Origin of the sequence: Shewanella khirikhana (genome assembly GCF_003957745.1) — a bacterium.
Lineage (GTDB): Bacteria > Pseudomonadota > Gammaproteobacteria > Enterobacterales > Shewanellaceae > Shewanella > Shewanella khirikhana.
Genome location: NZ_CP020373.1, coordinates 4,606,025 through 4,621,226, shown reverse-complemented (window position 1 = coordinate 4,621,226; position 15,202 = coordinate 4,606,025). Strand labels below are relative to the sequence as shown.

Sequence of the window (15,202 nt, the reverse complement as noted above, 5' to 3'; positions counted from 1 at the left end):
AGTTAAAAACTTGAATACTTACTGAGCAGTAACAGACTCATCAGACCTGGCTTGAGAGGGCCTCGTCGGGATCAGACAAGCCGAGGAAGGCATCCAAATCATCCCTTGGCATGGGTTTGGCGAAATAGTATCCCTGGATTACATGGCAGCCACGGCGGAACACCTGTTCGAGCTGCTCTTCGGTTTCAATCCCTTCGGCCACAACCTTGAGCTTCAGGTTGCGGGCCAGTTCTATGATGCTGGACACTATGGCCTGATCCGCCGGGTTATCGGCGATATCTATCAGGAAGGAGCGGTCAATCTTCAGCACGTTCACATCGAAGTGACGCAGGTACGCCAGCGAAGAGTAACCGGTACCGAAGTCATCAATCGCCACCTGCACGCCCATACTTTTCAGCTGCCGCAGGTGGTCGCGGGCCACGTGCAGCTCCTTCATCAGCACCCCTTCGGTGATTTCCAGCGCCAGGTTTTCCACCGGCATACCGGTTTCGTCCAGAGTTTGCTGCAGATGCTCAATAAAGTCGTGCTGACGGAAATGCACCGCCGAAATGTTCACTGACAGCTTGAATGGCCGACCAAGCAGCTTGCTCCAGCGGGCGCCGTCGGAACAGGCCTGCTTCAGCACCCACTTGTCGATATCAATCACCAGGCCGCAGGCTTCTGCCACCTTGATAAAGATGTCAGTACGCACAAAACCATCTTTGGGGTGTTTCCAGCGCAGCAGGGCTTCCATCCCCACAGGTTGATTGTCTTCCAGCACATCGACCTGTGGCTGGTAGTTCAGCAAAAACTCACCGCGCTCCAACGCCTTACGAAGGTCAGCCTCCAGGCGTAAATGGTACAGCGCCTCGGCGTTACGCTCCTGAGAGTAATACTGGAAGTTGCCGCGGCCTTCTTCTTTGGCATGGTACATAGCCAAATCGGCATTTTTAATCAGCGCCTCCGGCTGACGCGCATCATCGGGCCAAATGGAAATACCGATACTGGTGGAGATATAAAACTCGCGGCCAAACAGCCTGAACGGCGTCTCGATTTGCTCCAGCATGGCGTTGGCCAGATGGTTGAGCGTGTCTACTTCGGCGCCATTGACGAGCACCACAAACTCATCGCCACCAAAGCGGCACAGGGTATATTCGGGGTCGATACAGGACTGCAGCCGCGCCGCAGCTTCCACCAGCAAGGCATCACCCATGCTGTGGCCGAACGAATCGTTGACGTGCTTGAAGCGGTCGAGGTCCAGGAACATCAGCGCCAGCTTCTCATCGTGCTGGGTCGCCTTGTGAATGGCCTGATTCAGTCTGGCGGCAAACAGCGAACGGTTGGGCAAGCCGGTCAGCACATCGTAGTTGGCCAAACGGCGCAGGTCGGCCTCGCTGCGCTTACGCTCTGTGATGTCCGAGAACACCACCACGTAGTGCTGCACCCTGCCCTGCAATCCAAGCATGGCCGAGACATTGAGCCACACAGGACACACCTGCCCCTTGGCGATACGCAGTTCACGCTCGCCGGTCCAGCTCATGCCGTTGGCGAGCAGCGCCGCTATCTCACTGCGGTTACCGCCGTGCTCCGACAACAGCGAAATAAACTTGCGCCCACTGAGCTCACCCGTGGTTGAGCCCAGTATCGATTGAGCCGCGCGGTTGGCCACCTTGATTTGCTCGTCAGCATCGAGAATAAGCACCCCTTCCGACGTGTTTTCAAAGGCCTGCGCCAGCAGATCCACCTCATTTTGCAGCTCTTTGTGCTGAGTAATATCACTGTAGATGCCGCTGATTTTCAGCACTTCACCCGTGTCCCGTGCCAGCTGACTTGGACGGCCGCGTACCCGCAGCCAACCCCAGCTGCCACTGCGGCGCCGGAAGCGATATTCGGCATCGAAGCGATCGATTTCACCGTCCACCACCGCATTCCAGTGGTTCAGCACCCGCTCTTTATCGTCGGGATGGATTGGGAAATCGGCGGGCGCCAACACCAGGACGTCCTTGTCGACCGACAGCACGCCATTTTTGTTGTCCAGATAGAAGTTGTTGTCTTTACGGGTCCACAGCCACAAATCGGAGTCACTGCCGCGCAGCGACTGCCTGAGCCGCTCTTCACTCTCCTGCAGCGCAGTGTTGATGGCGCGGAAACGGGAGACCTGGCGCTGACGCACGAAGATGATGGCCAGGGTCAGACCCATCAGCATAAAAATCAGCGACCACTTGAACCAGGGGGTTTCCCACCAGTAAAGGTCTACCTTCAGCTGGTGAATATATGGGGTTTCTGACCAAACCCCGTGGCGCTGGCTGAGAATTTCCAGACTGTGGGAACCGGCGGAGAGCCCGGATAAGTTCAGCTGCGGCTGACCGTCGAGCATCAGATAGTGGGGCTCTTTGAGCTCACCGCGGCGGGCAAGCCGATACTGGAAGCGAATGGGGGAATCGTCCAGATAATCGTTGGTGGTCAGCTGCAGGCTAATCATGCGTGCGCCGGGGGCGAGGTAGGTATCGCTGGACGGCACCAACGCCTTTTCGACGTGATTGTCGTAAAACACTGTGACCGATTCCAGGAACACCCGCTCATTGAAAATCCGATTGGACAGGGTGGCCACATCCAGAAGTCGCACCCCGTTGGGGCTGCCCAAAAACAGCCCTTTGTCGGGCCGGTAACTGATGGCCCCTTCATTGAATTCGGAATTCACCACCCCATCATTGGCCGAAAACACCTGCACCTCACCGGTGGCCTTGTGTTGCCGCACCAGGGATTTGGGGCAAACCAGCACCCGATAATCCGCGGTATCAACAATGCCGTAGGAGATGTAGCAGCTGAGCTTCCAGCGCTCCATCAATGACTCGAGACTGTCAGAGGCTTCCTGATACTCGAGCACGCCATACATGGGCGTTCCCAGCCAGAACTTGCCAGGGGCAATTTCTGCAATCTGGCTGACCTGCAAATCGCCCTTGAAGTTGGCAAACATCTCGGTTTTATCGATGTAGTAGTTATCGCCGTCGAGATAGCCGAACTTGCGCTCGCCCCCCAGCCACAACTTACCGTCGGCCGCCCTGAGCATAGTGTAAAGTGAGGGCAGATGCGGCTCACCGCTGCGGCTTTGAATGGAAAATTCCTGCGGGTCGAACAGCCCCGGCTCCCAATAGAAGAGTCCGGTCGCAGTCAAAAACCAGATGCGGCCGGGAATGCCGGGGTCCTGATACACATTCAGAATGTATTTGCGCTTCAACGACTCACTGCCGTGGGTCCATTCCGAAAAGCGCCGGGCAGCATTGGTTTGCTTATTCAGCACAAACAGGCCGTTGGTGGTGGCGATTAATAATTCGTCCTGACTTAACGACATCACCGCGTAGACGCTGTCATTGGGCTCAAACTCATCGGGCGTGATAAGCACCGAGCCCGGCTTGCCTTCTTCCACCCGAATGACGCCCGCATCGGTACCAAACCAATAGCTATTGCCCTCAGTGTAGATAGACCACACCATCTGATTGCCAAGCTGATACGGCGGCGCGTCGGTAAATTTCTGCTTCAGGAAGTCCGGCGTGTCCACCGCCAGCACCAGGCCGTCACCGGCGCCACCAAGCCAAATCAGCCCCTGATTGTCGATGGCAAGATCGGTAAGGTAGTCGATGTTGGCAGTGCGGCGCAGGTCACCATCGAAGGTGGTGAGCTTGCGCGACTCGGGCTCCCATTTCAGTACCCCACCGCGGCTGGCAAGCCACAGATTGCCTTTGGCATCCTCGTTGATGGCGGTGACATAAAACGGCACTTCGGTAACAGCGGTTATCTGTTCTCGCTGCGGGTCGATGCTGAACAGACCGTCGCTCGAGGTCAGCCATACCCGCCCGGCCCGGTCACGGTAGAAGCGCTTCGCCTGTCCAGAGGCTTCCACCCAGGGCAAGTCCACCAGCTTTTCCCCCTGACGGCTGCGAAGCTCCAGGTGGTATTCCTTACCAATCAACAATCTGCCATCGGAGAGGGACAAAATTTTATCCCAGGGTTGATCCGGGTCCTGTTGCAGCTGAATGACTTTTTCTATCTGCCAGCTGCTGAAGTTGAGCCGATACACTTCGCCTTCGCTGGTCAGGAACACCAGCGTGTGGTCATCAACAAAGTTGGAACTTACGATCCCGCCGCCCTCAAATTCAGGCATGAGTTCTGCGGTGCCGACCTGCTCGAAGCTGTCGGAGGGAATGTGATAGCGATAAATAACGTCGGAGAGGCTTATCAGCAGATGTTCTTGCCCGAGGGCTTTGACATCCACAAAGTAAGAATCGTTGAGGCGGGTTTCGCCCTGATAGGTGTCGATGCGTCGCACCAGGGTCTTGCTGACCCGGAACAGGCCATCTTCGGTGGCAACCCAGACAAAACCATAGCCATCGAAGGCTATGGAGTTCACCATGCCATTGGACAAGCCATCGCGGCTTTCAAAAACGCGCTGCACAAATTCGCCGCCGTGGCTTATTCCCAGCCAGGGCAGATAAAGGCACAAACACAACAGCAGATGATGAACGGCTTTTCTTATCATGATTTTTATTGCGTTAAGATCTGCGACCAGATTCCCAAGAGCCACCAGCAGCCTAAGACCTGAAGATAATTACATAAATTTTACACCATTCACAAATGCCGCCATAAAAAAAGACGCCATTTCGGCGTCTTTTTTGCGGCGGATCAGAAAATTACTTTTTCTTTTTCGCCTTTGGATTTGGCAGGTCAGTGATAGAACCTTCGTAAACCTCAGCCGCCAGACCCACAGACTCGTGCAGAGTTGGGTGAGCGTGGATGGTCAGCGCGATATCTTCGGCATCACAACCCATCTCGATGGCCAGGCCGATTTCGCCCAGCAGCTCGCCGCCGTTCACACCAACAATGGCACCACCGATAACACGGTGAGTCTCTTTGTCGAAAATCAGCTTGGTCATACCGTCGCTGGCGTCAGAAGCGATGGCGCGGCCGGAAGCAGCCCATGGGAAGGTCGCAGTTTCGTACGCGATGCCTTTCTCTTTGGCTTCTTTCTCGGTCAGACCTACCCAGGCCACTTCAGGGTCGGTGTAAGCGATAGATGGGATAACCTTAGGATCGAAGAAGTGCTTCAGACCAGAGATCACTTCGGCAGCCACGTGGCCTTCATGCACACCTTTGTGCGCCAGCATTGGCTGACCCACGATGTCGCCCACGGCGAAGATGTGTGGCACGTTGGTGCGCAGTTGCTTGTCTACATTGATAAAGCCGCGCTCATCAACGTTGATGCCAGCCTTGTCGGCGTCGATCAGCTTGCCGTTAGGGGTACGGCCGATGGCCACCAGCACGGCGTCGTAACGCACAGGCTCAGTTGGGGCCTTCTTGCCTTCCATAGAGACGTAGATACCGTCTTCTTTGGCTTCAACCGCGGTCACCTTGGTTTCCAGCATCAGGTTGAATTTCTTGCTGATCTTACGGGTGTAAACCTTCACCACGTCTTTGTCTGCAGCTGGGATAACCTGGTCGAACATTTCAACCACGTCGATGTCACTGCCCAGAGCATGGTACACAGTACCCATTTCCAGACCGATAATACCGCCGCCCATCACCAGCAGCTTCTTAGGTACTTCTTTCAGCTCCAGTGCATCGGTAGAGTCCCAAATACGTGGGTCTTCATGAGGAATGAATGGCAGCTGGATTGGACGTGAACCTGCAGCAATGATGGCGTTGTCGAAGTTGATTACAGTCGCGGCGCCGTCGGCACCGGTTACTTCGATGCTGTTAGGGCCGGTGAATTTACCCAGACCGTTTACAACCTGCACTTTACGCATCTTGGCCATGCCACCCAGACCACCGGTCAGTTGGCCGATCACTTTCTCTTTGTAGCCGCGCAGCTTGTCGATATCGATGCTTGGCTCGCCGAATACTACGCCGTGCTCGGCAGCAGTTTTGGCTTCTTCAATCACTTTGGCAATGTGCAGCAGGGCCTTTGATGGGATACAACCCACGTTCAGACACACGCCACCCAGGGTGCTGAAGCGCTCGATGATTACGGTTTCCAGACCAAGGTCGGCAGCACGGAAAGCAGCGGAATAACCCGCAGGGCCCGCGCCCAACACTACTACCTGAGTTTTGATTTGATTACTCATGTTTTCCTCTGAATTTTTCTTCATTCCGTCGTTTAAAAAGTTGCTCAAGCATTTGAGGGAGGCGACTTTTTAAACCAACTATCGGCCCGCTTGTAAGGTGGCCGCATTTTAACCCGCGTTCGACACGGATCACAATAAAAAGGCCGTCCTATTCAGGACAGCCTTTACGGTTACAGAACGAGTTTGCGTATGTCTGACAGTACACCGCTCAGATAAGTGGTGAACTTGGCACCTTCGGCGCCGTCGATCACCCGGTGATCGTACGACAGCGACAGTGGCAACATCAGACGTGGCACGAATTCTTTGCCGTTCCACTTGGGCTTCATCTCAGACTTGGACACACCCAAAATACCCACTTCAGGGGCATTCACGATTGGGGTGAACGAGGTACCACCGAGGCCACCCAGGCTGGAGATGGTAAAGCAGCCGCCCTGCATGTCAGAGGCAGTCAACTTGCCGGCGCGGGCCTTCTTGGAGATATCGGCCAGCTCGCGGGACAGCTCATAGATGCCTTTCTTGTTCACATCACGTACCACAGGTACCACCAGACCATTGGGGGTATCCACCGCAATGCCGATGTTGATGTATTTCTTCAGAATGAGGCTCTCGCCATCTTCCGACAGAGACGCGTTGAACGATGGGAAGGCTTCCAGCGACTTGGCCACCGCCTTCATGATGAACACCAGTGGGGTGATCTTCATGCCGGTATCGCGCTTGGCTTCTTCGGCGTTTTGCGCCTTACGGAAATCTTCAAGCTCGGTGATGTCGGCCTCATCAAACTGAGTCACATGGGGGATCATCACCCAGTTGCGGTGCAGGTTGGCACCACTGATCTTCTTGATGCGAGACAGCGGCTGAGTTTCAACTTCACCAAACTTGCTGAAGTCGACCTTAGGCCATGGCAGCAGGTTCAGACCAGCACCAGAGGCAGCACCCGCAGCAGCGGTGGCTGAGCCTGACTCGAGACGCTTGAGTGCTTCTTTGATGTAAGACTGCACGTCTTCGCGTACCACGCGGCCCTTGCGACCTGTACCCTTGACCTTGGCGAGGTTAACGCCAAACTCACGGGCCAGACGACGGATAACCGGTGACGCGTGGGCGTACTCGTGGTTTTCCACGAACTCGCCTGTCTTGCTTTGAGACTGAGACGGAGACTGAGCCTGGGCATTTGCGCCAGGCGCCGCAGCGGCCGGAGCAGCAGCTTGAGCCACAGGTGCAGCTGGCGCGGCAGCAGGAGCAGCAGCTGCCACAGGATTCCCTGCGACTTCAAACACCATAATCAGTGAACCGGTAGACACCTTGTCGCCCGCGGCCACCTTGATGGCTTTCACGGTACCGGCAAATGGCGCTGGCACTTCCATGGAGGCCTTGTCGCCTTCCACAGTCAGCAGTGACTGGTCGGCAGCAACTGTGTCGCCTACCTTCACCAGTACTTCGGTCACTTCCACTTCATCGCCACCGATGTCCGGCACGTGAATGTCTTTGTCACCGCCAGCCACAGCCACGGGCGCGGCGGCAACCGGCGCTGGCGCAGCAGCGGCCACAGGGGCAGCAGATGCAGCCTGAGTCTCGAACACCATGATAAGGGAGCCGGTGGCTACCTTGTCACCGGTGGCGACCTTGATTTCTTTCAGCACACCGGCGAACGGCGCTGGCACTTCCATAGAGGCCTTGTCGCCTTCTACGGTGATCAGTGGCTGCTCATCAGAGATGCTGTCGCCCACTTTCACCAGAATTTCAGTGACTTCAACTTCGTCACCGCCGATGTCGGGCACGAACACATCTTTCAGTGCCGAAGCAGCGGCAGGGGCTGCAGCAACCGGCGCTGGCGCCGCGGCCTGGGCCGCTGGAGCCGTTGCGGCAGCAGCTTGCTCACCTTCAAACATCATGATCAGTGAGCCGGTGGCGACCTTGTCGCCCACCGCAATTTTGATTTCCTTGACCACACCGGCCTTGGGAGCCGGTACTTCCATGGAAGACTTGTCGCCTTCCACGGTGATCAGCGACTGATCTTCAGTGATGGAATCACCCACCTTGACCAGGATCTCGGTCACTTCGACTTCATCAGTGCCGATATCGGGTACATGAATTTCGATTGCCATTGTCTCGTCTCTTACGCGTAAAGTGGGTTCATCTTCTCGGTGTCGATATCGAATTTCTTGATGGCCGCAACCACCACAGATTTCTCGATGTCACCGCGCTTGGCCAGCTCGTTCAGGGCTGCAACCACCACGTAACCGGCGTTCACTTCGAAGTGACGACGCAGGTTGGCGCGGCTGTCAGAGCGACCGAAACCGTCGGTACCCAGCACCTTGTAAGACACGCTTGGCATGAAGGCACGTACCTGTTCGGCGTAGTTCTTCATGTAGTCGGTCGCAGCGATGGCAGGCTCGTTGCCCATCACTGTAGTGATGTAAGGTACGCGGGCGTCAGCTTCTGGGTGCAGCATGTTGAAACGCTCGCAGTCCTGACCGTTGCGGGCCAGCTCGTTGAACGAGGTCACTGAGAACACATCAGAACCTACGCCGTATTCTTCAGCCAGGATGACTGCAGCTTTGCGTACTTCGTTCATGATGGTGCCTGAGCCCATCAGCTGTACCTTGGCTTTCTTGCCTTCATGGCTTTCGAGCTTGTAGATACCCTTGCGAATACCTTCCTCGGCACCTTCCGGCATGGCTGGCATGGCGTAGTTTTCGTTCATCAGGGTCAGGTAGTAGAACACGTTCTCCTGCTCGCCATACATGCGGCGGATACCGTCCTGAATGATCACGGCTGTTTCGTACGCGAAGGTCGGATCGTAAGAAATACAGTTAGGTACGGTACCTGCCAGGATGTGGCTGTGACCGTCTTCGTGCTGCAGACCTTCACCGTTCAGCGTGGTACGACCGGCAGTGGCACCCAAAAGGAAGCCGCGCGCCTGTTGGTCGCCCGCCATCCACGCCATATCGCCCACGCGCTGGAAGCCGAACATGGAGTAGTAGATGTAGAACGGGATCATCGGCAGGTTGTTGGTGCTGTACGAGGTGGCAGCGGCAACCCATGACGACATGGCGCCCAGCTCGTTGATACCTTCCTGCAGTACCTGGCCTGAAGTGTCTTCCTTGTAGTAAGACACGATATCGCGGTCTTCAGGGATGTAGTTCTGGCCGTATGGGTTGTAGATACCAATCTGACGGAACAGACCTTCCATACCGAAGGTACGGGCTTCATCGGCGATGATAGGCACGATGTTTTTGCCGATATTCTTGTCCTTGAGCAGGATGTTCAGGGTACGAACAAAGCCCATGGTGGTAGAAATATCACGCTTCTGCTCTTCCAGCAGCGGCTGGAATTCAGTCAGTTCAGGGGCAACAAACTCGCCGGTGAAGTTAGGCAGACGCTTTGGCGTGTAACCGAGCAGGGCTTCCCGACGGGCGTGCAGGTACTTGTGCTCAGTGCTGCCTTCTTCGAGCTTGATGTAAGGCAGGTTAACCAGAGATTCATCACTGATGAGGTCGCCAAGACCCAGACGGTCACGCAGCTTGGCCACGTGGGACATGTCCATCTTCTTCACCTGGTGCGCGATGTTCTTGCCTTCGGCAGCATCGCCCATGCCGTAACCTTTTACGGTCTTGGCCAGGATCACAGTTGGACGGCCCTTGGTATCCTGGGCAGCCTTGAATGCCGCGTACAGCTTGGATGGCTCATGGCCACCGCGCTTGAGGGCGAAGATTTCTTCGTCGGTCATGTCGGCAACCAGAGCAGCAGTCTCTGGGTACTTACCGAAGAAGTGCTCACGCACGTAGGCACCATCTTTGGCCTTGAAGGTCTGATAGTCACCGTCAACGGTTTCGTTCATCAGCTGCAGCAGCTTGCCGGTGGTGTCTTTGGCCAGCAGCTTGTCCCAGCCACTGCCCCACACTACCTTGATCACGTTCCAGCCGGCGCCTTTGAACAGGCCTTCGAGTTCCTGGATGATCTTGCCGTTACCCATTACCGGGCCGTCGAGACGCTGCAGGTTACAGTTGATGAGGAAGCACAGGTTGTCCAGCTTCTCACGGGCAGCGAAGGAGATGGCACCGCGGCTTTCCGGCTCGTCCATTTCACCGTCGCCGAGGAAGGCGTATACGCGTTGCTCGGTGGTGTCTTTCAGGCCACGGCCGTTCAGGTACTTGAGGAAACGCGCCTGATAGATAGCAGAGATAGGACCCAGACCCATGGATACAGTCGGGAATTGCCAGAATTCAGGCATCAGCTTGGGGTGCGGGTAGGAAGAAATACCCTTGCCATCCACTTCCTGACGGAAGTTGTCCAGCTGCTCTTCGGTCAGACGGCCTTCGAGGAAAGCGCGGCTGTAGATACCGGGGGCAATGTGGCCCTGATAGTACACCAGGTCGCCGCCATCTTTGTGGTTAGGGGCGCGGAAGAAGTGGTTGAAACACACTTCGTAGAAAGCAGCCGCCGACTGGAAAGAGGCCATGTGACCACCCAGCTCCAGATCCTTCTTGGAGGCGCGCAGTACGATCATGATGGCGTTCCAGCGGATGATGGAACGGATACGGCGCTCGATGGTGGTGTCGCCAGGGTAAGCTGGCTCCTGGGTAGGCGGAATGGTGTTCACATAGTTGGTGGTGATGCCGGTGGGCATGTCTACACCGTCAAGACGGGCTTGCTCCAACACTTGCTCCAGCAGGAACTGGGCACGCTCTACGCCTTCTTCACGAACGACGGACTCGAGGGCCGCAAGCCACTCCTGGGTTTCGGTTGGGTCTAAGTCTTGTAGCACTGAATTTTTTTGCATAGGTTCAGACATGAGACTGTCCTTATTTATACATATTTATAGGAAAGCGGCTGACTGGGTACTGGCGAAGTGCCATCCCAGTTATCAGGCGCCGCTCTTTAATCGGCGCAGACTGCGCTGCAACCGGCTGTCTTCTTCCCTCACGGCCAGCATGACCTCCTCGATGTAGCTCAAGTGCTCATTCGAGGCTTCGCGGGCCGCTTCGGGATCGCGGCGAACAATGGCGGCAAGCAGAGCCCGGCGGTGTTCGTTCGCCATGCGGGAGGCTTCTTCGCGGCGGCTCAGAAGCTCCAGGTTTTGTGCCACATTCTTGTGAAGCACCGGAGTTAAACTTAAAACCAGATGCAACATGGCCACGTTGTGGGAGGCTTCGGCCACGGCGCGATAAAAACGCACGATGGCAGCGGCCTGGCCTTCAATATCCTTGGCCTCTTCCACTTCGAGGATCATCCGCTGGATGTTTTGCATGTCGGCATCGGTACCGCGCAGGGCGGCAAAGTAAGCCATCATGCCTTCGGTGGCATGACGGAATTCGAGCAGGTCGTATTGGCTTTCGGTGTCGCTCTGCATGAGCTCCACTATGGGATCAGCCATGCTTTGCCACAGCTGTTCCTTTACATAGGTGCCACCACCCTGACGACGCATCAGCAGGCCTTTGGCCTCCAGTTTCTGGATGGCTTCGCGCAGGGAAGGACGGGAAACTTCGAATTGAATGGCCAGCTCCCTTTCGGGGGGCAGTTTTTGGCCGGGCTTGAGACTGCCTTCGAGGATCATGCGCTCGAGCTGCTGCATGATCACATCTGAGATCTTCGGCTGGTTGATTTTGCTATATGCCATGTGGGCCCTCAGCTCCATTGTAAATTGGTCTTACCAATTTATGCGAGTGAGCGCACTTTATCAAATCACAGTTTTAAAGTCCATACAGTGATCGATATCACCCACGACAAGAGAGGATAGCGGAAAAAAATTGTCATGGGGTCAGACCAATTTATGAAAGCCTGAAATAGCCTCTTCAAGAAGGCGTAAATCGCAGGCTTTGGCCATGTCCTTTGGCACGGGTCTGAAGATGATTGGCGACGCTGAGCAGCAACCTGGTCGGCGTCTACTCGGCGCCTCCGCTATATCAGCTGCCCAGAGCCTTGGGCTGCGTCAATCTGCCAGCATTTTATTGGTGGTTAACTGATAAAGCCAAATATTGTCAGCAGCGATGCCAGCGCCAGCAGCAACACAAAGTTACGTTTACTCAGCCCAAGCAGCACCAGAGTTGGCTGCAAACACACGGGTGCGGCGCTGGGGGCTGGAATGGTTTCGGCCTCGGTGGCGGTTTCGGTAATGATTTGCCGCGCCGAAGACGATGCATTGAACGCCAGCTTTTGCCAGCGACTGAAGGCCGAGTGGAAATGCCCCGTCAGCACATAGCCGAAGGCAAATAAGCGGCTTGGCAACCAATCGAGCACCGTCAGAATGGCATCAACATAAGGCAGTTTGAACTCAGCGGTGGTCTGCTGCTGCGCCTTTTGACGCACATCATAAAAACGCACTGTGCAATAAAGGACGGCCGCGACCGGACCAAGCACAATCAGATAAAGCGCCACAGCGCCATAAAAACGGTAGTTAATCCAGGCCACACTCTGTCCGACCTTGAGCCCAAGCTCATCGGCACTCACCGCCTCGAGGCAGGAGGAGCAATCCAGCTCTGCTGCATGGCGATAACAGGCCTGGATATCACCACGACAAGCGGCCTGAATATAGCGCTTGAAGGCACTGCGCTGTTCCTGATGGCTGAAGCAAACCATGGCGACCAGCACCCACACAGCCAGCGATACCAGCCCCCACACCATACCCTCGACCAGGGAAATGGCGAGATACACCAGAAGTGCAGGCAGCAGTAGCGCCGCCAGCACTTTGAATTCTGAAACCTTGCCTGAATAAAAGTCATCTCCACCAAACAGACGTTGGTGCAGCCAGGTTTGTAACGAGTCGAATTGCCAGGACTCCGGCAACAGCTTAAGGCGCTCGGCCAGAATGGCCATCAACAATGAAAACAGTGCCATGTTAAATCTCCTCTCCCTGGTTGATTGGAGTCAGACCGGTTAAGTAACGCTGCCAATCAAATCCCGGACCGGGGTCGGTCTTGCGCCCGGGGGCTATCTCGCTGTGGCCGGTGATCCGCTCAGGCGTAATGGCCGGGTATTTGGCCATCATAGCCTTTGTCAGGGTTTCAAGACAGGCATATTGCGCATCGGTGTAAAGCGAATTGTCGGTGCCTTCAAGCTCTATGCCTACCGCATAATCATTACAATTTGTACGCCCCTCAAACGAGGACACCCCGGCGTGCCAGGCCCGGTCATCACAGGAAACAAATTGCACCAGCTCGCCGTCGCGGCGGATAAGAAAATGCGCCGACACCTCCAGCCCCTTGAGCTGGGCAAAGCTGTGATGCGCATGGCAATCGAGGCAACCGGTGAACAAGGCTTCGATGTGCGGCAACCCGAAGTGCCCGGCCGGCAGGCTGATATTGTGGATCACCAGCAGGCTCACCTCGCCGAGGGGACGCTGATTAAAAAAGGCTGAGGGGCTTCGCCTGGCATCGGCATACCACCCATTTTCCCACGTTGCCGTTGTCATCGCAGCTTATCGAGCCTCCACCTGTATCTGGCTAATGCCTGATTATTGTAGCGATTTTACTTATGTTCTCCAGCCATAATCTGAATTGCCAGCAGATGCCGGTCAGGCAACCATGGAGGTTGGCTTTGAGGAGGTCTGCTTCACTTCTAGATAAGAACCGATACGTGGTATCCTTTGCCGCAAAGGTTTGTCGCCTGTTCTTAACGCCAATAGATACAACGCTCACTTAAATTCAAGGAAGTCGTCATGCTGGAAAATGACATCAGACTCGCAGTTAAAGCCGCACTGGATGAAGATCTGGGTCAGGGCGGCGCCAACGCCGATATTACTGCCGAGCTTATCCCCGAAGACAAGATTGCCGAAGCCACTCTGATCACCCGAGAAGAAGGGGTTTTCTGCGGCAAGGCCTGGGCCGAGCAAGTCTTCAACCAGCTGGGCGGTACAGTTGCCATTCACTGGCATGTGGATGATGGCGATCTGGTGGTGCCCAATCAGGTACTATGTGAGCTGTCTGGTCCCGCCCGTGCCATCCTCACCGGCGAGCGCACTGCGATGAACTTTATCCAGACGCTTTCCGGCGTAGCCAGCCTGACCAAAATCTATGTGGATAAGCTGGCAGGCACGAATTGCCGGTTGCTGGATACCCGCAAGACGATTCCGGGGCTCAGAACCGCGCAGAAATACGCAGTTACCTGCGGCGGCGGTAAAAATCATCGCATCGGTCTCTATGATGCTTTTCTGATTAAAGAAAACCACATCATGGCGTGCGGTGGCATCAAAGCTGCCATCGACAAAGCCCGGACTCTGCATCCAACCAAGCCGGTGGAAGTTGAGGTAGAGAGCCTGGATGAACTGACCCAGGCTTTGGACGCCGGCAGCGACATCATTATGCTGGATAACTTCGACATCACCATGATGCTCGAAGCAGTCAGCATCAATGATGGCTACAAAGCTCGTGGCGGCGGGGCCAAACTGGAAGTGTCCGGTAACGTGACCTTGGATACCCTGGGCGAGTTTGCCAAAACCGGCGTGGATTTTATCTCGGTGGGCGCCCTCACTAAACATGTGCGTGCCATGGACTTATCACTTCGCTTAAAGAACTGATTTGATTGACATTGGTTGCCTGTGATTCATACAGGCAACCAACAGCAATTTTTATTTTTGCTCGATATTCTGAACGCTTAGCTTGATAGACCCCGAATGCAGATTATTCTGCCACTGCGGCTGACCGCAGTGAATTACTTCAAATTCCCATCAGTCTCAGGTTTCATTCTTCAACAAAAACCCCTGCCCTTTTTGACACAGGTTCAACCCGCAAATTACGACAGTTTTTTGACCTTGAACAGAAAACCGTCACCCTTTCGAACGCAGTCAAAAAATTGTTAGAACAAACCGTACACCAAACAAACTACTTTAGATAAATTAAGTGAATAGCGACGACTTTCGTGCAATTTCCTGTTTCATTTTCGCAAACTTTGTACTAACTTTTACCCAAGGCTCAATGGCCTTTCCGGCCAGTGCAAAAAAGCAGCAAATTTAGGGTGTTTTAAATCATTGGATCTTGTGCCTTCAGCAGGGGTTCATACTAAAGCACTATAAATGCAGGTGAACTTCCGAGTCTTGGGAGTGCCGCTTTACCGCACTACCGGAATAAAGTACGTTATGCGGCAACTTGGCTAGCTAACGAAGTGTAGGA

Annotated in this window: 9 protein-coding genes; 2 read left to right on the top strand and 7 right to left on the bottom strand. The window is 55.1% G+C overall.

Annotated features, from left to right (window positions below; translation table 11 throughout):
• Window positions 1-40: 40 nt before the first annotated feature.
• From STH12_RS20270 to pdhR, 5 genes are all read right to left on the bottom strand, one after another.
• The gene (locus tag STH12_RS20270) at window positions 41-4,516 is read right to left on the bottom strand and encodes an EAL domain-containing protein (protein WP_126169214.1); all 4,476 of its coding nucleotides are present in this window, start codon (window positions 4,514-4,516) and stop codon (window positions 41-43) included.
• Between the two features lie 151 nt (window positions 4,517-4,667).
• Entirely contained in the window at window positions 4,668-6,098 is a 1,431-nt protein-coding gene (gene lpdA / locus STH12_RS20265; protein ID WP_126169213.1) for a dihydrolipoyl dehydrogenase, read from the bottom strand.
• Window positions 6,099-6,268: 170 nt separating this feature from the next.
• A complete protein-coding gene (aceF, locus tag STH12_RS20260) occupies window positions 6,269-8,200 on the bottom strand; it encodes a pyruvate dehydrogenase complex dihydrolipoyllysine-residue acetyltransferase (protein ID WP_126169212.1) in 1,932 nt (643 codons plus the stop codon).
• An 11-nt stretch (window positions 8,201-8,211) separates the two neighbouring features.
• Window positions 8,212-10,890 (bottom strand): pyruvate dehydrogenase (acetyl-transferring), homodimeric type, encoded by a 2,679-nt coding sequence (gene aceE / locus STH12_RS20255; protein ID WP_164551264.1) that lies wholly within the window; start codon window positions 10,888-10,890, stop codon window positions 8,212-8,214.
• Between the two features lie 72 nt (window positions 10,891-10,962).
• A complete protein-coding gene (pdhR, locus tag STH12_RS20250) occupies window positions 10,963-11,715 on the bottom strand; it encodes a pyruvate dehydrogenase complex transcriptional repressor PdhR (RefSeq protein WP_126169211.1) in 753 nt (250 codons plus the stop codon).
• Between the two features lie 205 nt (window positions 11,716-11,920).
• On the opposite strand from pdhR, the gene STH12_RS21475 reads away from it, so the two are divergent.
• Window positions 11,921-12,061 carry a hypothetical protein gene (locus STH12_RS21475; RefSeq protein ID WP_164551263.1) on the top strand — a complete coding sequence of 47 codons (141 nt, stop codon included), beginning with the start codon at window positions 11,921-11,923 and terminating at the stop codon, window positions 12,059-12,061.
• Here STH12_RS21475 and ampE read toward each other — a convergent pair.
• Window positions 12,054-12,932: a beta-lactamase regulator AmpE gene (gene ampE, locus STH12_RS20245; protein WP_126169210.1), complete on the bottom strand. Its 879-nt coding sequence runs from the start codon at window positions 12,930-12,932 to the stop codon at window positions 12,054-12,056. The genes STH12_RS21475 and ampE overlap by 8 nt on opposite strands.
• 1 nt (window position 12,933) lies before the next feature.
• Complete coding sequence (ampD, locus tag STH12_RS20240; protein ID WP_126169209.1) at window positions 12,934-13,506, bottom strand: 1,6-anhydro-N-acetylmuramyl-L-alanine amidase AmpD; 573 nt, start codon at window positions 13,504-13,506, stop codon at window positions 12,934-12,936.
• A gap of 246 nt (window positions 13,507-13,752) precedes the next feature.
• Here ampD and nadC point away from each other — a divergent pair, with 246 nt between their 5' ends.
• Window positions 13,753-14,610, top strand: a complete 858-nt coding sequence (gene nadC, locus STH12_RS20235) for a carboxylating nicotinate-nucleotide diphosphorylase (protein ID WP_126169208.1) — start codon at window positions 13,753-13,755, stop codon at window positions 14,608-14,610.
• The last annotated feature ends 592 nt before the right edge of the window (window positions 14,611-15,202 follow it).